General features: G+C 57.5%; 17 protein-coding genes and 5 pseudogenes. 7 read left to right on the forward strand and 15 right to left on the reverse strand.

The window, feature by feature from the left end:
• Nucleotides 1-199: 199 nt before the first annotated feature.
• Nucleotides 200-403, forward strand: a pseudogene (locus tag JNB88_RS33980) (aldehyde dehydrogenase (NADP(+))); the annotation flags it as partial.
• Nucleotides 404-818: 415 nt separating this feature from the next.
• Here the strand turns inward: JNB88_RS33980 and JNB88_RS31165 are convergent.
• The 3 genes and pseudogenes from JNB88_RS31165 to JNB88_RS31175 form a co-directional block, all read right to left on the reverse strand.
• Nucleotides 819-1871: pseudogene (locus tag JNB88_RS31165) on the reverse strand (trypsin-like peptidase domain-containing protein); the annotation flags it as partial.
• A gap of 66 nt (nt 1872-1937) precedes the next feature.
• Nucleotides 1938-2447 (reverse strand): Hsp20/alpha crystallin family protein, encoded by a 510-nt coding sequence (locus JNB88_RS31170; protein WP_220358839.1) that lies wholly within the window; start codon nt 2445-2447, stop codon nt 1938-1940.
• A gap of 95 nt (nt 2448-2542) precedes the next feature.
• Nucleotides 2543-3019, reverse strand: coding sequence for an Hsp20 family protein (locus tag JNB88_RS31175; protein ID WP_220358840.1), 477 nt, complete (start codon nt 3017-3019; stop codon nt 2543-2545).
• A 212-nt stretch (nt 3020-3231) separates the two neighbouring features.
• Between JNB88_RS31175 and JNB88_RS31180 the strand changes: the two genes are divergently transcribed.
• Nucleotides 3232-3453, forward strand: coding sequence for a hypothetical protein (locus tag JNB88_RS31180; RefSeq protein ID WP_220358841.1), 222 nt, complete (start codon nt 3232-3234; stop codon nt 3451-3453).
• Between the two features lie 27 nt (nt 3454-3480).
• Here the strand turns inward: JNB88_RS31180 and JNB88_RS31185 are convergent, their stop codons facing one another.
• The 3 genes and pseudogenes from JNB88_RS31185 to JNB88_RS31195 form a co-directional block, all read right to left on the reverse strand.
• Nucleotides 3481-5685 carry an amylo-alpha-1,6-glucosidase gene (locus JNB88_RS31185; protein WP_220358842.1) on the reverse strand — a complete coding sequence of 735 codons (2205 nt, stop codon included), beginning with the start codon at nt 5683-5685 and terminating at the stop codon, nt 3481-3483.
• A gap of 16 nt (nt 5686-5701) precedes the next feature.
• Nucleotides 5702-6796 (reverse strand): glycosyltransferase family 4 protein, encoded by a 1095-nt coding sequence (locus JNB88_RS31190; RefSeq protein WP_220358843.1) that lies wholly within the window; start codon nt 6794-6796, stop codon nt 5702-5704.
• An 85-nt stretch (nt 6797-6881) separates the two neighbouring features.
• Nucleotides 6882-7300 (reverse strand): annotated as a pseudogene (locus JNB88_RS31195) (hypothetical protein).
• 30 nt (nt 7301-7330) lie between these two features.
• On the opposite strand from JNB88_RS31195, the gene JNB88_RS34730 reads away from it, so the two are divergent.
• Nucleotides 7331-7552: a hypothetical protein gene (locus JNB88_RS34730; protein WP_220358844.1), complete on the forward strand. Its 222-nt coding sequence runs from the start codon at nt 7331-7333 to the stop codon at nt 7550-7552.
• 102 nt (nt 7553-7654) lie between these two features.
• Here the strand turns inward: JNB88_RS34730 and groL are convergent.
• Both groL and JNB88_RS31210 read right to left on the reverse strand, forming a co-directional pair.
• Nucleotides 7655-9284, reverse strand: a pseudogene (gene groL, locus JNB88_RS31205) (chaperonin GroEL).
• 50 nt (nt 9285-9334) lie between these two features.
• The gene (locus JNB88_RS31210; protein ID WP_220358845.1) at nt 9335-9649 is read right to left on the reverse strand and encodes a co-chaperone GroES; all 315 of its coding nucleotides are present in this window, start codon (nt 9647-9649) and stop codon (nt 9335-9337) included.
• Between the two features lie 274 nt (nt 9650-9923).
• Here JNB88_RS31210 and JNB88_RS31215 point away from each other — a divergent pair, with 274 nt between their 5' ends.
• The 3 genes and pseudogenes from JNB88_RS31215 to JNB88_RS31225 all read left to right on the forward strand — a co-directional run bounded on the left by JNB88_RS31215 (nt 9924) and on the right by JNB88_RS31225 (nt 11699).
• Nucleotides 9924-10196 (forward strand): usg protein, encoded by a 273-nt coding sequence (locus tag JNB88_RS31215; RefSeq protein WP_220358846.1) that lies wholly within the window; start codon nt 9924-9926, stop codon nt 10194-10196.
• Nucleotides 10197-10290: 94 nt separating this feature from the next.
• Nucleotides 10291-10581: a hypothetical protein gene (locus JNB88_RS31220; RefSeq protein WP_220358847.1), complete on the forward strand. Its 291-nt coding sequence runs from the start codon at nt 10291-10293 to the stop codon at nt 10579-10581.
• A gap of 603 nt (nt 10582-11184) precedes the next feature.
• A pseudogene (locus JNB88_RS31225) lies at nt 11185-11699 on the forward strand (NUDIX hydrolase).
• A 111-nt stretch (nt 11700-11810) separates the two neighbouring features.
• On the opposite strand, the gene JNB88_RS34735 reads toward JNB88_RS31225, so the two are convergent.
• Complete coding sequence (locus tag JNB88_RS34735) at nt 11811-12149, reverse strand: hypothetical protein (protein WP_220358848.1); 339 nt, start codon at nt 12147-12149, stop codon at nt 11811-11813.
• A 2772-nt stretch (nt 12150-14921) separates the two neighbouring features.
• Here JNB88_RS34735 and JNB88_RS34740 point away from each other — a divergent pair.
• Nucleotides 14922-15197, forward strand: coding sequence for a PAS domain-containing protein (locus tag JNB88_RS34740; RefSeq protein ID WP_220358889.1), 276 nt, complete (start codon nt 14922-14924; stop codon nt 15195-15197).
• Nucleotides 15198-15780: 583 nt separating this feature from the next.
• On the opposite strand, the gene JNB88_RS31240 is transcribed toward JNB88_RS34740, so the two are convergent.
• The 6 genes from JNB88_RS31240 to JNB88_RS31265 all read right to left on the reverse strand — a co-directional run bounded on the left by JNB88_RS31240 (nt 15781) and on the right by JNB88_RS31265 (nt 20637).
• Nucleotides 15781-16071, reverse strand: a complete 291-nt coding sequence (locus JNB88_RS31240; protein ID WP_220358849.1) for a hypothetical protein — start codon at nt 16069-16071, stop codon at nt 15781-15783.
• A 284-nt stretch (nt 16072-16355) separates the two neighbouring features.
• The gene (locus tag JNB88_RS31245) at nt 16356-17228 is read right to left on the reverse strand and encodes an alpha/beta fold hydrolase (RefSeq protein ID WP_220358850.1); all 873 of its coding nucleotides are present in this window, start codon (nt 17226-17228) and stop codon (nt 16356-16358) included.
• Nucleotides 17228-17509: a hypothetical protein gene (locus JNB88_RS31250; protein ID WP_220358851.1), complete on the reverse strand. Its 282-nt coding sequence runs from the start codon at nt 17507-17509 to the stop codon at nt 17228-17230. Before JNB88_RS31250 ends, JNB88_RS31245 begins: the two co-directional genes overlap by 1 nt.
• Nucleotides 17510-17705: 196 nt before the next feature.
• Complete coding sequence (locus tag JNB88_RS31255; protein ID WP_220358852.1) at nt 17706-18299, reverse strand: cysteine hydrolase family protein; 594 nt, start codon at nt 18297-18299, stop codon at nt 17706-17708.
• 362 nt (nt 18300-18661) lie between these two features.
• A complete protein-coding gene (locus JNB88_RS31260; RefSeq protein ID WP_220358853.1) occupies nt 18662-19456 on the reverse strand; it encodes an SDR family NAD(P)-dependent oxidoreductase in 795 nt (264 codons plus the stop codon).
• A gap of 11 nt (nt 19457-19467) precedes the next feature.
• Entirely contained in the window at nt 19468-20637 is a 1170-nt protein-coding gene (locus tag JNB88_RS31265) for a zinc-dependent alcohol dehydrogenase (RefSeq protein ID WP_220358854.1), read from the reverse strand.
• Between the last annotated feature and the right edge of the window lie 118 nt (nt 20638-20755).

Here is a 20755-nt window from a genome sequence, read left to right on the forward strand (position 1 = left end):
AAAGTGGTGCGATGATCGCCCACTCTTCATCGCTAAGTTCATGACGGCGCATATCAATCTCCTTCCAAGGACATTGAATCATCATCGTGACTAAAGCGAAACCCTTTTATGGGGACGCGACCTAGCTTTGCGCCCGCGGGATTCTTGTCGCTAGCGGTCAGAGGGAGACCCGGTACGAGCTAAGCGCCAGCGAGGAGGCCCAAAACTGGAGATGCTCGCTGGCCGCCTCCTTGTAAACGGCTTCGGAACCGTGGTCGAACTTTCTCCCGCAATGGGCCCCGGCGGCCCCTACCCGGCCACCGCAGATGGCAAATCCACTTCGGTTGGCACGCTCGCCATCTACCGCTTCCTGCGACCTGTCTGCTACCAGGATTTTCCAGCCGGAATTCTGCCGCCTGCGCTCGGGATCAGAATCTCTAAGGCGTCCGAACCTTCGACGCTCCTGCACGTTGAGGCTCAGGAGGAGATCCCAATGGATTCTGAGAAGGGAAATTCGAAGTCCAAAGATCGTGAAATAGCCCCCCTAGGAGCAGCGCTGACGCCCGGCTTGATCCCGTTTTGGTCGCCGAAGTGGAAGGGGTTAGCGGCGAGTCGCCACTCCGCCTGGGGCCATCCCGCCCCGTCGCCGACTTCAAAATCTTGAAGCGTTTAACCGGATCACGGTTACGCGGCCCCCTCGCGCTATCGCCGGGCGCTGTACGGAGCTCAGTCTAACATGTTCCGAATGGCCATGATCCCCTTCGCGGTGTCCTGCACAGAAAGATAAGCGAGCGTTAGCGGATCCTACGATCCGCTAACGCGTGCCTTAACCGTGCGCTCTCAGAGCCACTGCTCCTGACCGTCAGCTCGATCTGCGAACCGACAGGCGTCAAACCTATGCGATTGCGCAGATCAGCAGCGCCATGAACCGGCCGACCATCGACCGCTGCCACCACGTCGCCCGGTTTCAAACCCGCTCCAGCGGCCGAAGATCCCTGTTCTACCGCCGCGATTAGCGCTCCGCCCGGTTCGTCCAGCCCAAGCGAAGCTGCCATATCGGCATCAATATCTTGGATCGCAACGCCCAGCTTGCCGCGAACGACCTCGCCATGTTGGATCAGCTGGGTCATCACCAGTCTTGCGACCTTGCTCGGTACGGCGAAGCCGATACCAATGTTGCCGCCAGCGGGGCTGAGGATCGCAGAGTTGATCCCTGCAAGTTTCCCGTCAAAAGTTACCAACGCGCCGCCCGAGTTACCTGGATTAATCGAAGCGTCCGTCTGGATAAAATCTTCATAACCTTCGCGGCTAAGACCGCTTCGGCCAAGTGCGCTGACGATGCCCGATGTAACAGTCTGCCCAAGTCCAAACGGATTGCCGATTGCCACAACATAATCGCCAACGCGCAATGCGTCCGAGTCTCCAAAAGGCAACGCGGTCAGATTGCGGGCCGGTATCTGGAGCACTGCGATGTCGGTACCCTTGTCGGAGCCAACAAGCTTCGCGTCCAGCCGCCTTCCATCCTTGAGCGTCACGAGGATCTTACGAGCATTGGCGACGACATGATGGTTCGTCAACACGTAGCCTCGTGTCGCATCGACAATGACTCCCGATCCGGCGCTCAGACGAGGTTCCACCTGAGGCTTATCCGGGAGGTTGAAGTAGCGGCGGAAATAGGGGTCACTGTAGAGCGGGTTATCCTCTTCGGGCGCCTGTGAGACAACCGAGATGTTGATGACTGCCGGCGTGACCTTTTCCAGAATCGGCGCAAGCGTCGGTACGCTGCCGCCGACCCCGGACACGAACTGCGCTTGGGCTGGAACGCCGCCAATGAGCAGGGAGACGGTGAAGACAATGATCAATGGCCTGATGAGCCTTATGAAAGCGGACATAGTCCCTCCTTCTTTCGAACATACAGACGCAGAAAAAAGCCGGAGGACGTCCTCCGGCTTCTTTCCCTAATGTTTGATGGCGATGCGTTTGACCTGTGATTGCGCCTTCTCGTCCTTGGGCAAGGTTACGGTCAGTACGCCGTTTCGGAAGCGCGCATCGACCTCATCTTCCCTGATTTCGACGCCGAGAGGAATACGGCGTTCAAAGCGGCCATAGGAGCGCTCAGTAAACTGGCGATCCTTGTCTTCGGTCTCCGAGCGCTTCTCGCCCTTCAGCGTTAGCACGCCGTCATTCAGCAGGATCTCTATGTCCTTCTCTTCCAGGCCGGGGACTTCCGCCGTGATCCTGATCTCCTTGTCGGTGTCGGACATCTCGACGCTCGGCCAGCTGGAACCGAGGACCGAAGTGCTAGTGAACGACGGCAGACCGGAGCCGAAGCCGCGGAAGACGTCGTCGAACAGGCGGTTTACCTCGCGATGCAGCGACAGGAAGGGATCACGGTCATCATCGCGCGGAAGACCTGGAAACTGATTGCCATTGCTTCGGCCCCAGGGAATCAAATCACGAACACTCATGTTCCTTCTCCTTATCTTGTGAATTCGGCAAAGCTTCCCATTTGGCACCGGGCGTCGCCCGGGGCCTTGTGGCGTATTGGCGCGCCGTGGAAGGCTTAAGCCGCTTGCTTGTTTGCTTCGATCTGCTTGGTCTCTGTCATGGGCAGCGCCTCGCCGGCGCTGATCGCGATCTGGCGCGGTTTCATCTCTTCGGGGATTTCCCGCTTCAGATCGATGGTCAGCAGACCGTTGACGAGGCCAGCACCGACGACCTTGACGTGGTCGGCAAGTTCGAACCGGCGTTGGAACGAGCGCCCCGCGATTCCGCGATGAAGATACTGAACATCGTCCGCACTTGCCTTCTGGCCGGATACGAAAAGCATGTTCTGCTCCTGCGTGATCGTTAATCCGTCCTGCGCGAAGCCCGCCACTGCCATGGCAATGCGATACGCGTCCTCACCGGACTTGACGATGTCGTATGGGGGCCAGTTGTCGATCGTTTCGACGCGGCTTGCAGCCTCGAGCACATTCAGCATTCTGTCGAAGCCGATACTCGACCGGAAAAGGGGGGAGAAATCGAGGTTTGTCCTCATAGCCATATCCTCCTTGTAAGCAACATGGATTCAAGGAGACGCCAAGAGCACATGGCGCCTCCTGGACTTGTCGATCCCCATTGGGCGATCGACAATAGTGATATAATTCAGTGGCTTGTCGATTCAAGAGCTTTAAATTTGCCCTGTGAAAAAATTGATTTTTCTATTTGGGCCACCAGATTCCGGTCAGGCAAACAAAAGGAGCAATGGGTATGACAATGACCTCCGAAGACGTCATCGCCATCCTCGGACCTGTCGACGAAACTTTGATAGCAGATGTCGTGGCGACTGGCGCCAGCCACATTGAACTGGCGGAAGCCTTCGCATGGGTCAACAGCGACGAAGCCTTGATGAGTGAACGGCGGCCTCTGCCGACTGGCAGAACCGCCTTGTTGATCGACCTACTGGTTTCAGACGAGGAGGAGTCGGACTAGGCAAGGCGTCGCCTGACGGCGTCTCGCTTATGCGCTGGTCAACACGCGAGCCTCGCCCCGGCGATTGAAGACGTCGACCACGACACTACGTCCTGAGCGGCGAATTGCGACGTCCGCCGAGCCGTTTCCGACCTGCAGGTGTCGTAGGATCACCTCATCCACAAAAGAGGGGAGTTGCGGCTCGTTGAAGCTGATGATCTGAGCATTCGGCTCGAAGTCAAGGCCGAGACAGGATTGCAGCAGAAGGAGGGGGGCTGCAGCCGCCCACGCCTGTGGAGAGCAGGCGACGGGGTAGAAGGTTGGCCCCTGAGCCCGCTGGCGTGGCAAGCCACAGAAGAGTTCGGGAAGACGGCGCAGGTCAATATATGTCGAAGACGCAAAGAGCCCTTCAAAAATTCTCGCCGTTTCAGCTCGGTAGCCATAGCGGGCGAGGCCGCTAGCGATCATTGCATTGTCATGCGGCCAGACAGAGCCATTGTGATAGCTCATCGGGTTGTAGCGTGCCTCGGTAGACGCGATGGTGCGTATGCCCCAGCCGCAAAAGGACGAGGCACTCATCAAAGTCTTGGCAACCTGGGTGGCCCGCTCCGGATAGGCTATACCCGCGAACAGAGCGTGGCCGGCATTTGAAGAGCGGACCCTGCAAGGCCGCTTGTTCCCGTCGAGCGCCAGCACGAAAGTGCCGAGTTCCTCGTCGAAGAAACTCGTATCGAAGGCACGCCGCAGGCCTTCCGCCCGTGCCAGGAACTTTGCCGCGCGTTCAGGTCTGCCGAGCCGGCGGAAGATCTCGGCAGCTGCGTGCCAGGCGCCATAAACATAGGCCTGAACCTCAGCAATGGCGATCGGGCCTTTGGCGAGTGTACCATCGGCGTGAAAGACGGAGTCGTGGCTGTCTTTCCAGGCCTGATTGATCAGCCCTTCTTCCGTCAACCGCCCGTATTCGACGAAACCATCACCGTCGCGATCGCCGTGCTCGTCGATCCAGGTGAGCGCTGCCTCGATATTCGGCAGAAGATGGTTGATCGTAGCAAGGTCGCCTGTTCGCTTCAGGTACTCGCCTGCCAGCAGTACGAACAACGGCGTGGAATCGATGCTGCCGTAATAGCGGCGGAAAGGCACTTCGCCCAGTTCAGCCATTTCGCCACAGCGCACTTCGTGAAGGATCTTTCCAGGTTCGGCATCTGCAGCCGGATCGACTTCCGTCGCCTGGTTTGTCGCCAGATGGCAAACGACACCGCGTGCGATCTGTGGATCGAGCCACAGCGTTTCGAGTGCGGTGATCAGCGCATCACGTCCGAAAACGGTGCTAAACCAGGGAATGCCAGCGTACGGGTACGGGCCTTCGGGCTTGTCGGTCATCAGCATATAAAGGTCAGAGAGGCTGCGCCATGCCGCTTCGTTGAAGATCTCGTTGGACGTGACGATCGATGTTGCGCGCGAGGAAGAGGAGCGCAATGCACGGCGCGCATCCCGCAGGCCCAGGAAAAAAGACTGGTAGCCGAGAGGCCGGTCTTTGGCCTGGTCGCAGCAGATCTGGATGAACAGCGACCGCGTTTCATGTGGCGCCAGATCAAGATCATAAATGACATGGCCGCTCCCAAGTTCATCTGGGCGCGGATCGAAGGACAACTGTGTGACGCGCTTCTGATCGTCGAGGCCGATATAGGAGAGGAAAACGCGGTTTTGTTCCATCACGGACGGAAGAAGGCGGCCCTTCCTCGCCCTGACGGTTCCGCGAACCTCGAACAGATCGGCGAAGTCCGCCCCGAACGAAATTTCGATGCGCACTCGTTGTCGTCGCTCGTCGTAGTTTCTAACGGCCAGGCGCTCGTAACAACCGGCATTCCACAGAAAGCGTGTCCTGCGCATATGAATGAGATCATGCTCAAGGGTGAGCTTCCCCTTTTCATCGAAGAGGTCAGGATTCGTGAGATCGCAGGTCAGCGTCGCGTTGTCGTCGCGCAGCGTCGACGACAGAAGCATCGGGCGCTTGCCATTGATCGTCAGATGCAGATGCGAGAGGTACCGCGTGTCCCGATGGAAAATGCCTTCCGGGCTGCCAGGCCCGGAAAGTGCGTCACCATTATGATCGAAGACGGCGAACGTGTCGCCGTGCTTCAGGGTGCGTGGCCGCCGCTCCTGCAGCGACGCGGTCGCGGGGATGAAAAATTGCGCCATCGGTGCGTGGCCGCCTGCAGGCGCGGAACCGTCGTGTACAGAATCGATCGACATCCTCATGGCCTCCGGATTATGCCACGATCTGAAGATCGAAGTCCTGACCGTTGGCACGGCGCAGCGGGGCGGCCTTGGTGCGCACGCCGGGAAGATTGCGGTAGATGTCTAGATAGTCCCGTGCCATCCGCTCGGCGCTGAAACGTGCCTCGAATGTGGCGCGAACTTTCTTTCGATCCATCTTGAGCGCCCATTCGACGTTCTCGGCCGCGTCGACCACGCTGTCGACGAGGATTCCAGAGATACCGTTGTCGATGACCTCCGGCACGGAGCCGCATCCGAACGCGATTACCGGCGTGCCACAGGCCATTGCTTCGATCATGACAAGTCCGAAGGGCTCCGGCCAGTCGATCGGAAAGAGCAGGGCGCCGGCATTGCCGAGGAAGTCGGCTTTCTGGGGCTCGCTGATCTCGCCGATGAATTCGACGTTCGGATGGTTCCTGACCATCGGCTCGATCACCGTATCCCAATAGGCCTTGTCCGCATCGTCGATTTTTGCGGCCATCTTTAGGGGCATGCCAACTTTCGCAGCGATTTCGATCGCCCGGTCGGGCCGTTTCTCCGGCGATATTCGCCCGAGGAACGCGAGGTAGTTGGCCTTGGGCTTTTCCGTGAACGGCAGCAGGTCGAGAGGGAGGCCATGATATACCGTCCCCGACCAGTTGGCCGGCGGCATTGGGCGGCGCTGATCATTGGAGATCGACACCAGCGGGATATCGGGAAAGGCCGAGTAAAAGGGCTTGAGGTCCGGCAGGTCCAGGCGGCCGTGCAGCGTCGTGACCGTCCGGTCGGAAAACTCCCGGATCAACGGGAAATGCAGGAGATCGATGTGGAAGTGTAGGACATCGAATTCGTGCGCCCGCCGGCGAATTTCCTCCAGCATCACAACCTGATGCGGCAGGTGATCTTTGACGGCAGGATTAAGACGGAGCGCCACATCTGAGCACGGCACGAGCTTCGCCGCAGTGATGGAATCTCCGCTGGCAAAAAGCGTGACGTCGTGGCCTTGGGCGACGAGTGCGTCGGTGAGATAGGAAACAATGCGCTCGGTTCCACCATAAAGCTTGGGCGGAACGCTTTCGGCGAGCGGTGCGATCTGAGCGATCTTCATCGGCAAAACCTCCTCAATTCAGCAAAGAGTCGACGGCAAAAATCAGGTTCGCGTCCTCCAGAGGCACGCGACAGGTGCAAAGTGGTTATATCTCCAATGGTCGTCGGCGACTTTCTCCTTTCGAATAACTGCACAGGCCGACCCCGCCAAATCGGCGCGTTCGGGGATTGCGGCGGTGCCGTCTGGGGACCGCGGAGCAAGCTGACATGCTTCGCCGCTTGCTTCACCGTCCTCATCCAGGATCTTCAAAACGTCGATGATGTCGTCATAGGACACGGCTTTATCCGTGCCGGGATGAAGTCGAAGGGCTGGAATGGACTCGACAGCAAAGACGTCGGAGGCCCATGAAGCGAGAATGGCTCGCTTCTCGTCTTTGCTGATATGTTCGGCGTGAAGCACATCGCGGGGATGACTGAACTGCGTCGCCGGATGAAGCAGATGCGCAGCGCTGATCGCCACTGCGGCTTCCTTTGGGACAGAGGAGTTTATGTTTTCCTTTCTCATCGTCTGGCTCCACTGATATCGAATCTATGGATGTCGTTGCACTATATGTTCAAGCCGCTTGGAGCGGGCCGTTTTCGAAGAGCCCTCGCGCCGCCGAACCATCGTTTTGAGGTGATCGGGGTCGTGGACGCCTTGCCGGTACAGTTCCATGAGGATGGTAGCTATGCGATCAGCTTCTTCCGACTTCTTGACGAACCCGGCGCTCGATTGAATTTCGTCGAAGACTTTCTGGCAGACCGCAAGGTCGTGTGAGTAGAGTGGCTCGGGTGAGTGCTTAATCCTTGCTTGAATCATGTGTTTCACCTTTCTCGGTAAAGGCTCGTCCCATGCGGCGGGACGAGCCACGGTGACCGCTTAGTACTCCATGCCGGCGCCTGCGGGCATTGCCGGAGCTATTTCCTTCTTGGACTTCTCAGCGATCATGGCTTCGGTCGTCACCAGCAGGCCGGCAACGGAGGCGGCGTCCTGCAGCGCGGTGCGCACGACCTTTGCCGGGTCGATGACCCCCTGAGCATAGAGATCGCCATACTCGCCGGTCTGCGCATTCCACCCGAAGGAGAAGTCAACCTTTTCGCGAAGCTTGCCGACGACGACAGAGCCCTCGGCTCCAGCGTTTTCGGCAATCTGGCGAGCAGGCGCTTCAATCGCGCGCCGGACGATCTCGATGCCGACCTTCTGGTCTTGATTGCCCGTCTGGAGATTGTCGAGTGCCTTCACGGCACGAAGCAGCGCAACGCCACCGCCCGGCAGAATGCCTTCCTCGACGGCAGCGCGGGTCGCATGCAGCGCATCGTCGACGCGGTCCTTCTTCTCTTTGACCTCGACTTCCGTCGAACCGCCGACTCGAATAACAGCAACACCGCCGGCAAGCTTGGCGAGCCGTTCCTGCAGTTTTTCGCGATCATAGTTGGAGTTGGTCTCCTCGATCTGGGCGCGGATCTGGGCGACACGACCGTCAATCTCTGCCTTGGAACCCACCCCGTCGATGATCGTGGTGTTTTCCTTCTCGATCGCCACCTTCTTGGCTCGACCGAGCATGTTGAGCGTTACATTCTCAAGCTTGATGCCGAGGTCTTCGGAGATGACGGTACCGCCCGTCAGGATGGCGATATCTTCCAGCATCGCCTTGCGGCGGTCGCCGAAGCCCGGAGCCTTGACGGCGGCGATCTTCAGGCCGCCACGCAGCTTGTTGACGACGAGCGTTGCAAGAGCCTCACCTTCGACGTCTTCGGCGATGATCAGCAGCGGCTTGCCGGACTGAACGACGGCTTCCAGAACCGGCAGCATCGCCTGAAGATTCGAGAGCTTCTTTTCGTGGATCAGGATGTAGGGATCGTCGAGTTCAACCCCGCATCTTGTCCTGATTGGTGACGAAGTAGGGCGAAAGGTAGCCACGGTCGAACTGCATGCCTTCAACGACTTCGAGTTCGGTATCGGCGGTCTTGGCTTCTTCGACAGTGATAACACCTTCGTTGCCGACCTTTTCCATCGCCTCGGCAAGATAACGGCCGATCTCGGAATCGCCGTTCGCCGAGATCGTACCGACTTGAGCGATTTCGGCATTGCTGGTGATTTTGCGGGCGTTGGTCTTCAGCTCCTTGACGACAGCGTCGACGGCAAGATCGATGCCGCGCTTCAGGTCCATCGGGTTCATTCCGGAAGCTACCGCCTTGGCACCTTCCTTGACGATCGACTGGGCGAGTACGGTCGCGGTGGTGGTACCGTCGCCGGCCAGATCGTTGGTCTTCGACGCGACTTCGCGCAGCATCTGGGCGCCCATGTTCTCAAACTTGTCTTCGAGCTCGATTTCCTTCGCAACGGAGACGCCATCCTTGGTAATGCGCGGCGCGCCGAAGGACTTATCGATCACGACGTTGCGGCCCTTCGGACCGAGCGTGACCTTTACCGCATTGGCAAGCACGTCGACCCCACGCAGCATGCGTTCACGGGCGTCGCTGTTAAATTTGACTTCTTTGGCAGCCATTTTTCTAACTCCTCAATAGGCAGCTATTTGACTGATGGGTTGATTTGTATTCAGGCGGCTTGTCTCTGCTCGGCCTCAGCCTCGATGATGCCCAGAACGTCGGTTTCCTTCATGATCAGCAGAACTTCACCGTTGATCTTGATCTCCGTGCCGGACCATTTGCCGAACAGGATGCGATCGCCAGCCTTGATGTCGAGTGCCTGCACCTGGCCGGCCTCGTTACGCGCGCCAGTACCGACAGCGACGACCTCACCCTCGGAAGGCTTTTCTTTCGCGGTATCGGGAATGATGATGCCGCCTTTGGTCTTTTCCTGGGATTCGACCCGGCGAACGAGAATGCGATCATGAAGCGGTCGGAACGACATGTTTTCCTCCGTTGAGCAAAAATGATGACGTTGAAGACCCAAGCCGGGCCGGATGGCCAGTCCGGGCGGGTGCGAACCTCATCGAGCGTTCGCGGGCAAAATTTATTTTCGAGGTTTTTCGATTTCAAGAGGGTGCAGAGGAAAAATAGCACTCAACGCTAACGGCTGCTAACATGCTGGAAAGGAACAATAAACGGCACGGCGAGTTCAGAAAACCATTGAGGGCCGCAAGATTTTACGTCACCTTCGCAGTGTCATGAAACGGAGATGAAGCATGCAATTCTCGTCGGATCTCGAGCGTCAGCTCAACGGCTACGGACTGACCACCGCACATATCCTCTACCGGATACCGGATTTCGAATCCGTCCTGCAAACCTACATTTGGCAGGACTACGATCTCGCACCTGATTTTCCGGAGATGCACAAGTTCCTGACCTTCTGGCGAGACAGCCTCGACGGGCCTCTCCACTCCGTCCGCTACTCCCACCAGCGGCTGATAGGTCCGAACGAATGGCGCCGTGTCGAGGGCGAGTTCAAGCTTCAATAAACTCTTGAATTTGATTTTTGAGCTTCCTAGCTCATCGACCGCCGAGGCGTTGAACTCGGGTGTGGGCGCCGATTGTGTATGGAGTGACTCCTGGATGGAAGAGAATATTGAAATCATCAAGAGTGTTGGCATCGATGAACGCGAAGAGATCATCGTCGACTTTGCCCGGTGGCTTGAGACCGCCTCAAAAGAAGCGCTGGTCTACGGAGAAGGGAAGTTCGCAATGATGTCCGCCAGCATGGCGGAAGCAATGCGTGTCAATGCCGACGAACTTGCTCGTGATAATCCTGAAAAAACCGAACGTGTGCTGCAGCAGGCCAGCGCGATGATGGCGCAGTTCAAGGCCGCCTATCCTTATCGCGTTATCAGTCGGTCGGTCCATTGAGGTCCTGAGCGCGGCCTTAGTGGCGGTGTAGGCGGTAGTCGCCTCGGGAAGTGGCAGGACTGAGGGATGAAAGTGCACCACCGCGCCGGTGCCCGCTCGATATCTGGGAGAAGGCGATCGAGGCGGATAGTCGCTATAAGGTTGAGGTTCAGGTCGAAGAGCCAGTGCTCGTCCGTCAGAGGCGACGAAGTCGCCGCAGCACGGCGGGTTCGCGAGGTGGAGCTGAAGTGGAAGTTAGTCAGTTGCAAACCCACCGACGATTGCGTCAAACGATTGCGTCAGATGAGATCGGGAGCTGAAGCCGTCGATTCGGTGGCCAGCCCGTCGACAACAACCTCCGCACGATCGAGGCAGACGAGCGGACCTTCGACCACGGTTGCGCGCTGCTGGTTCGGCGACCTTGTCTGAGAATATGGTTGCTGGCCCGGAATAAACACCCTCCTTGGCCTTTGCCTTCTGCTTTGCCTGTGGTTGGCGCCGAAAGCCAGCAGGTGCGTTCAACTGGACTTCAACACCAGGCTTCATCGTGGGTTAACATAATCTCTCTTGAGACGAACGATGCGCGTTGATTTGGTCGAGAAATTTCGCCAAGCTTTGATCGTCATGAAGTCGAAGAAAACGGCGCGTAGGTGTAGTCCGAGCCGATCCCAAGACCTGCTGAAACAGCTTGCGCGAAAGCCGGATAAACTGTTCACCGGAGCTTTCCGGGTGCAGTACGGCGCGTTATGTTTCCGGCTGAAGGGGAAAGGCACGGAGATCGAGATCCTCGTGATCACCTCGCGTGAGACGAGCCGTTGGATGCTTCCCAAGGGCTGGCCGATGAAGGGGAAGAAGCCGCACCAGGCCGCGGCAACCGAGGCCTGGGAGGAAGCCGGCGTCAGCGGCAGACCCAACAAGACACCTGTCGGCCGCTACGTCTACCTCAAGGAGCTCGATGGCGGCGATGTCGCGCCAGTTATGGTCGAGATATACCAGGTCAAGGTGACGAAGGTTCAGACGGATTTCAAAGAGAAGGGGCAACGCATCCTGGCATGGGTCAGCCCCGATGAGGCGCACGGCGAGTGCGCGAGGTCGAACTGAAGTCGATGTTGGTCAATTTCAAGCCCATCGACGATTAGCGTCAGATAAGATCGGAAGCTGAGGCCGTCGACTTGGTGACCAGCCTGTCGATAACGATCTTCGCACGATCGAGGCAGACGAAAGGGCCTTAACTTGCGCGCGGCTGCTGTTCACCGAGGTTCATGACCCGATTGCTGCCGGGCGGTCTGATGACGGCGAAGTGGCTTAGCGGACTGTAGATCGCGATGCGGTACCCTTGATACTCCCGAACCAAGCAAGGCGCGCCGTTCTTCCTGGGCAATCTGGTCGTCGAGCCGCTCACCGATCCTGATGGTCCGCTTACGCACAGTGGCGTGCGTTTCTGTCGGCTCAACGGGCAGGAATTCGGCCAGCACCGCCGCTGCCTGCTGGTACGGCATCATGCTTCCCAGCCGTGCCGTCAGTTCCATCAACTCGGGCGTCGCCCGATCGGGGAAGTTTTCTTTCAGCGGTGCGAAGGCTCCGGCCATGCCCGAAAGACAAGCCCGGCACAACTCTCAGCGGGGATTGCGGGAAGCATGCGCCTCAATGTCTCGCCAGAGGACGCGGAACTGTGACTCTTGCAGGTAGCCCGACTAACGGAGAAGCAGCGAGAGGCTAACCGCCTCCCAGAAACGTCATGCTTCAGGGCGGATCTCGTTCGCGAGACTTTCCTTCTTATTCGAGCGCTCATCCAGCGAGCGATCATCGCAGCTGGTTCCCGGCACGCCATATTCCGCTTTCGCTTCAGCCACGCGAAGACCTCGGTATGTCTTTTTCATTCTGAATAAGCGTTCTTCCACAGTGTTGGCGCCTACTCGCTCTGACCTCATCTCATGCGGCACGACCCGACACTCCGAACTCGTCAAGCCATCCTCGACTCCGCCAAGAGCATCGCAGCCCCAGGCGAGCCAGTGAGCCTTCTGGATGTCGGCCCTATCCTCGTGACGGAAAAGACTACACGGAACTAGAGGTGGACGATGCTCTTTACGATATGCAGGAGCAGAAAGTGATTGAACTTCTCAGCGGGAATAGGATGAGGGTTTTGTGATCGAACAACAGCTTCAGGGCGAAGCCGGCCGACGCACTGCAGCACTGCCCTTTGCAAGCCGGCCTAACGCCAGTGTTGAGGGGTCGAACGAGTGGCGCTACGAAAGGTGTGGTAACCGAAATTGCCCGCTTCTATGTTTGAGAACGAACAAACGAGCCGGGAGCGCCCCACCCGCTCCCGGCGTCGAAGCTTCACCACAGGAGTGGAAAGAGGGTGAAGTCCGACGCGCCCTAACATTGAACTGCAGCAAAGGTTTCCAAATACGAACGGCGCCCGTCGACAACGGCGTTTCAATCAACTACCGCATCAAGTGCCGTGAAGCCGAAGGCAGGGAAGCCATGCGGATGGTCGACTGAGTATTATGATAGAGTGCTCGGCTACAACGGCCTGAGGGGCAGAGAGTGAACACGCTAGAAAAACACAGCGTCAAGGCGATCCTTGCAGTCGCGGGCCTAGCTGCTCTCACATCATGCACGGGCACAAACGCGGCTGTCCAAGATGCACTCGCTTACCGCATGGCGCATCCTCGCAGCATGCAGATGACCGGCGCTGGCGGGAGTTACCAACCGAATGCCTATGGGCCTGGCGTCGGGAGGATCAGTATGGCCGACCTCTTCGCCAGCCGTTGCCGACGAGAATTGTTTCTCGCGTGAAACCCGGGTGCACCCCCCCGGTGTTTCCCTTTCAATGGTCCCAAAATTGACCCGCTCTCTCTTGTGCGGGGTTTCTCTTTTGGGGTCGGATCTTTCAAGCGCAGCTTGCTATTCTCCGTGCTTACGGGCACAGCCTGATCGCTTTGGTTACGGTGGTTCTCGTCGATCTCTCAGCGCGTGCTTTGACAGTGAGTTCCCGTCAGAAGTCTGGCTTCTCTGCGAAGTCGGCGCGGGCCGCTTCATGATCGGGTCGGATGGATAGGCATCTCAATTTTTTTCGAACTGTCAGTCTGAGCTGACGTTCAGCCCCGCCTCGAGGTTGCCTGCCCACTCGTCCCTGAACGGGACCTCTATCCGCAACGACGTAGGACTGTTGTCGACCCACATCCGATGCAGGATAATCGCCGTCCGCAGCGTATCCTGAAAATCGTATGGAACCTTATGCCGGTTTAGATGTTGGAGCCCGGTCGCATTCAACTTCCCCGATGCGATCGCTAACTCGATAGTTGCCCCGTGGCTCCCCGCTGCGGGGTTTTTTCATAGTCGATCACGGAACGAAATCCAGTGATTGAAGTTTGAAGGCCGCGAGACGGCGAGGTCTCTCCTACACTCCTCTCACGGCTCGCAGACAAGAGCCCCGCTCGCCCCCCGGGCGGGGTTTCTTTACTACGCCGGGAACTCTCGCCGCCATCGATAGTTTAGCAGACGCTTCGAGACTCGAAACCCCTTGAAGCATCCGTTGTCTCCAACCCCGCAGCCAGCAGATGCGGGGTTTTTTCATGCTGGAACTGCGGTACAAGCATCGGCGGCTGTTAGTTGAAGCATGCAGTTTTGTGAAGATCCGGTGGCAAGTCTTAATTTTGCTCGTCAGACGAAAGCAGGTCGTCTACACTATCGCTTCGGCTCGGAACGCTATAAACTTGCTGTCCGCTAATTGGCCAGTCCACAGCGGCAAACGCTTGTCGACGCTATGGAAGCTTGCGCGGAGGGTTGGTCGCAGGGACTGCGACTGAGGCGCAAGCTCCCTTCTTGGCTGCCGAATTAGTCGCGGGCGTATAGTCGCTCTGAAGCTATCAAGAGAGACCTGCGAGCTCAGGATTGATACGGGCCAGTCGATCCGGATAGAAAGATCTCCAGCTCGTCCTCGAGCTCGTCGCAGGTCACCTCGTAATATTGCAGGAGGTTTTTGTTGTTGCCTCGGGCCCGCAGCCGGTCTCGGCACCTGACAGCCTCACCATATTCCTGGACGACGTTGGGCCACCACCGCGCCTTGCTCGCGTAAATGCGCAGATTTGGTCGTCGCACCAAAAGCGATGCCAGACCGTATCGAAAGCTGTCAAACTTGCTCTGCTGCATCTCTCGGCACTTTCACATGCAGAGTTTAGCGCAACTGCTTGCGTTTGAAACGATGATTCCTTCGAAGAAGCCCGCACTCGTAAAGTCTGCCCTCCTAGCGGATGATGGGGTGTTGAGTGCGCACCCCCATGCAAAGAGCCTCCCTCCTCCGGTAGTATTGATCTTTCCGACCACTAACAAGAACAGCGTGCGGTGGATGCCGTATCGTCCGCGAGGCCGGTGAACGCACGTGGGCCGCGGCAGAGCGCGCTGGCGCCGAGGCGGCCTCGCGCGCAAGCGAGGAGCGTTTCCAGCAATTCGCGAAAGCGTCAGCGGCGGGTTTGTGGGTGAGAGAGGCCGAAACCTTTACGATTGAGTACGTCAATCCCGCCATTTGCACCATCTATGGCACGGAACCTGACGCGCTCCTAGGCGAGATCAGACAGTGGGCTTCCCTTATCGTGCCGGAGGACCGGCAAGGCGCTTTGAGCCACCTATAGGCCGCACGTGAGGTCGGCATCGACCTATCCTTGAGGATCGCGAGAAGAGCAAAGCTAGCAATTCGAACAGTGTATGCATCTTGTGGCACAGAGCATTCAAGTGCGAATGGTAACACTGCGTCAAACATTGTGGGTCCGGGTTAGTTGCGGCGTGGCACGGTCCCTTTTCAATTCCGTATCTGAACAGCCAAATGTTTAAACCCCTTCCCATCACGCCGAGAATCCGGACCTCCGACCGCTCCCACGGCGGAAAGAAGCGTCGGCGTTTGGTGCGATCGAAATTGGAGGGGATCTAGCCACTGCTCTGACTTCATGATGCCGAGCGAAGTCGTAGGATCACCCCCACCGGCGCCACCTCAATCGTCTACCGAAAGCACCCCTCTTCTCCGACGTCCTCGAGATCATCGAGAACAGAAGGCGCTGTTCCTTGACTCCCTCGCCGGCTCGATCAAGCATCACGGGTCTAGAACCAGCCCGCAATGTAGAGGAGATACGGTCGACGGTCTCGACATCGACCAAAACAAAAAGCCCTTCTCCGAATAGGGGGAACCGCCCTTCAATTTCCCGTAGATGAAGACTTTTATCAATGGAGTGCCGATCCGAAAGGGTATTGCGGATGTCGGCAGTGGAAGGTGGTTATAAGACTGATAGCCCGGACTGCAACGTCCTCCGCCAGTTGGATATCGTTTTCGGCGAGATCTTCCGCCACCGAGGTGAGCGCATGCCCGACGGAGTGCATCACCATCTCGAGTGCAGTCTCGCCCTCGTCCGCCGCCCATCGGGCTGTTTGCTCGAGCGTGACGGCAATCCTCTCGGGGATTGCCTGACGCTCCTGCGGCTGAAGTTGATTAAAGTTTTGACCTGTCGTGTGCAACGTTATCTCCTAATGTTTCTTCGGAAACCGGGGCGGGCTTAAGGGGCCAGACTTGGTCAGCATCGATTTCCGGATGGGTCGCTTCAAACGCGCCTGTCGCCCTGCCGCGGAAGCCCGGTGCGTCATCTTGTGTTGCTTTGGCGTAACTTGCATTAGTTTTAATCTAGAACTGGTCCCTCCGTCGTTACACTAACGGACGTGACCTGAAACAGAGCTTGGTGCATGCGCGTTCATTCTAACGCTGGTCGTCTTCTCGAGCGGTTCTTGGCTCGCCACATGTCCACCTAGAAACCCGTGCCCTTGGACAAAAACTCCCGAATAGCGACAGCGAGGGCGCTAGGATTTTCTTCCGCTACATGATGGCCGCTGTCGATACCGAACCCTGTCACATTGACTGCCCAGTGTTCCCAGATCGCGATGGGATCACCATAGATCTTTTCAAGATCATCCCGTTTGGACCAGAGGCACAGCATAGGGCAACAAATCTTTCGGCCGGCGGCGCGGTCCTCACCGTCGTGTATGTAGTCGATTCGAATACCTGCCCGGTAGTCCTCGACCATTCCGTGTACGACATGTGGATCATGAATTACGTCCAACAAGTCGTCGTATGCTTCTGGCCCCATGAGTTCGGGAGAAAGCTTGTCATACCACGCCGTCGGGTCGGCAATAATTGCCCGTTCCGGCTTCTCCGGCTGAGCGAAAAAGAACCAATGGAACCAGGCATTGGCAAACTTCCAGTCTGCTCGCTCGAGATGTTCGAGGACGGGAAGTCCATCTATTGTGATGAGCTTCGTAACCGCTAACGGGTGATCCATTGCCATTCGAAACGCCGTCAGGCTACCACGATCATGTCCAACGACGTAGAACCGGTCATACCCGAGCAGCGCCATGAGCTCCAAAAGTGAAGCTGCCTTGTTCCTTTTGGAAGAGCCACTGCTGTCGGTGGTATCTGGGGGCACGTACGACCTGCCGAAGCCCGGCACGTCTGGACACACGACTGTGAACGCCGACGCAAGAAGATCGGCAACCTTACCCCAGGTCATGTGCGTGCGTGGATGTCCGTGTAGAAGGAGGACAGGCGGTCCGCTTCCTCCAGAGCGGAGTCTGATGGGCCCGGCGGCTGTGTCGATCTTATGCAGTTTGAGTTTGTCGAACATCAGGTTAGCTTGCCGACCAGTTCGGCATACTCCGCGAACGTGAACGTTCTGCCGCGCTGCGACGCCTCGTTTGCCAATGTGAGAACGCGTATCGGAAAAAGCACAGCGGCTTGATTTGCTTCCGACAGTCCCTGCAGACGGTCCTCCGACGCCGCTTTCTCAGCCCGTCCAAGTGCCGCCGCAACGTCACGATGATTGAGAAGACCTTTTTCGGTCAAAGCGTCGGAGATTGCCGCGACCGCCATGATGAGACCCTCCAGCTGGAGATTTGCAGTATTCAAGACAATCCTCCTAGTTGCTTAGCTCTTTGACCATAAGCGCTTGGGAGACCTAAGGTTCCGCCGGCTCTACACAACCACGCCGATCGCTTTTCGTATTCCGCCGGCATGTGGACAGCTGGAATGGCTTATCGAGCGCGAACCGATTTCCCGGGGTATCGAGTCCAAGCGGCCCTAGGGTCAGCTCCTCACTGACTTCTCAGCGAAAGTACTCGGCCACCATGTCTCGCAGGACCGTCTCAGTGTCGACGATCTCAACCTGCATCGAAAACCGCCCTCCAAGAAGTTCGAGGGAGGCATCTCGGGTGTCATCATCACCACTGCACAGCGCGTCCTTGACAACTTTTACCCGGTAACCCAGGTCCACGGCACCGAGAACAGCCGCAAGCACACAGACGTCGGTTTCGCCCCCCGTGATGACCAGCGTCTCAACATGCTCGTTCCTTAGTGTCGAATTCAGGTTGCCTCCCACCCACGGTGAATAGGTCATCTTGTCGAAAACCCGTGCTGGGGGAGAAAAGCGGCGTAGGTCCGGGATGAGCTCGATAAGTTCACGATCGAGGCGATCGAGCGTCATTGCTTCCCATTTCCGATAGTAGTCACGCCAAGTACCGGTCATCTCGCCAGCATTCGTGGGAGGAATGAAGCGGGTGAAGACGGTCCTTTCCGGGAATCGATCGGCGATTTCGACAATGGTCGGAGAAACTCTCGACATCCATGGCACGTGCCAGGGTGTGTCCTCGGAAAACATTCGCTGCATGTCTATACAAAGGTGAATCCAGTTTTCGCTCATGCCAACCCCCTTATTTAAGCTGCACTTGGGCCGAACGCTGGTCAGCGATGGTGGTTCCTGGAACAAACCGGTAGTGATGCTGAGGTCCAGTTTCTTCCGGTTTGAGAGGCAAAGGCGCGTCCAATCGGGGCGTCGAGGCGGTTCGTTTAGTATGCTGACCCTCGACGGGGACTCGCGGCATCGCCCCTGATGGCTTCCCGAGCTTCTGCGTTTGGATGCGCGGGCCCACCACGCCCAGCGGAGTGGCCGTTTCGTTCGGTTCCTTGCATGACGTATCCTGGTCGCCACCCTGTCTCGATCGCGCTCATCGTGAATTATCGCCTTCGCAGGAAAATCGCAAAGGCCGATCGGCCCGGCGGGTGCTACTGATCATCAGATCCCGGCTCTGCCATCTTTCGATGTTGCTTCGCGAGCATCTCGGCCGGCGTCAGGTTGGCAGCCGCAGACATTAACTTGTTCTTCCATCCACTGACCACATCACCCTCCCCCTTTAACATGGCGTCATAACCGACTTTCGCGACGAAACCTGGATCGTCTTTTTTCCCTCTACCGACTGGCGTATCGAGCATATCCGCCCGTTCAAAGAATTCCGTGTCCGTCGCTCCGGGCATCAGGCAGGTCACGGTCACGCCGCTGTCGCTAAGCTCCTCCCGAAGTGCGAAGGAGAAGGAATTGATGAAGGCTTTCGTTCCATTGTATACGGCTTGAAAGGTTCCGGGCATAAACCCTGCGATCGATCCCGTAAACAGGATACGCCCCTCACCGCGCGAACGCATCAGGTTGCCGACCTGATGGGCGAGGTAGATCGTCCCGGTAATGTTGGTGTCGACCACTTTCCGCACTTTGGAGAAATCCTGTTTAAGGAATTCGTCGCCAAGTCCCTGGCCGGCATTCGCCATCAACAGGTCCACGGGTCGGCCACCCGCTTCAATATGCTCAAGAAGTTTATCGACTCCCTCGGTTGTAGAAAGATCTGCCAGCAAGGGTTCTACCTTTGTCCCAAGCTCAGCTAGATCGGCTGATGCGCTTTGGATGTCAGCTTCATCAGCAACCACAATGAGATCGTATCCGTCTTGCGCTGCGCACCTTGCGAGTTCGAGACCGATGCCAGAGGAGGCTCCTGTCACCACGGCGAGGCCTTTGGATGTCGTTTCCATTTCATTCCTCCTTAAGGCTTGAGAACGACCTTGATGCATCCGTCTTGTTTGTCCCGGAATGTCTTATACAGGTCCGGCCCGTCATCGAGGGTAGCTCGATGAGTGATGACAAATGACGGATCGATTTCGCCCTTTTGAATTCGCTCCATCAGAAGTGGCAAATAATGTTGGACCGGTGTCTGGGCCATCTTGAATGTCAGGCCCCGATTGATCGCCGAGCCCATCGGTATTTTGTCGAGATAGCCTCCATAGACGCCCACGATCGACACAGTTCCGAAGTTGCGACAGCAGTGAATGGCCTGCCTTAACACGTGGGGCCGGTCCGTCCCCATGAAGGTCGCGACCTTTATCCTGTCGATGCGCGAATCCCAGCTCGCGGAAGCATCCGCCTCCGTCCCAACCGCGTCGATACAAGCGTCAGCACCGCGACCCCTGGTGAGGTCCATGATCTTGTCGTAGATGTCTTCATCCATGAAATTCAGCGTCAAAGCACCTGACTTTTCGGCAAGTGCCAACCGCTCTGGCACAGTGTCGATCGCAATGACGCGCTCCGCGCCGAGAATAAAGGCGGACTTTATTGCCATTTGCCCAACGGGCCCACAGCCCCAAACGGCTACGGTGTCGCCTGGCTGAATGTTGCAGAACTCAGCTGCCATATACCCGGTTGGAAATATGTCCGATAGGAAGAGGACTTGCTCGTCCGTCAGTTCCTCCGGCACCTTGATTGGCCCTATGTCAGCATAGGGAATGCGAAGATATTCTGCCTGCCCTCCGCTGTAGCCGCCAAGCAAGTGGGTATAGCCGAAGAGGCCGGCAGGAGAATTCCCCCACAACTTCTTGACTTTTTCCGGCGAAGGATTGCTGCGTTCGCACCCCGAATAGAACCCTCGCTTGCAAAAGAAGCACTCTCCGCACGAGATCGTGAAAGGTACAACAACTCGGTCGCCGACCTTAAGCCTATTGTTGTCCTTCCCGACTTCGACAACCTCACCCATCGTCTCGTGACCCATGACATCGCCGCTATGCATGTCGGGCATCACGCCATTGTAGAGGTGAAGGTCAGAGCCGCATATTGCACAGGCCGTGACCTTTATTATCGCATCGCGGCCTTCCTCGATTGTTGGGTCCGGAACACTTTCGCACCGGATGTCATGCTTTCCATGCCATGTGAGAGCCTTCACGATATGCCTCCTCGTTAGCGGGTTGGCGCGCACTTGTCTGCAGACTTTGGGACTGCAAGTTGCACTCTATCGTCAACAAAGTCGGCAACCATCGTTTCCCGGAAGCCGATGCTTCGAA

Origin of the sequence: Rhizobium cauense, from assembly GCF_019511525.1 — a bacterium.
GTDB lineage: Bacteria > Pseudomonadota > Alphaproteobacteria > Rhizobiales > Rhizobiaceae > Rhizobium > Rhizobium cauense.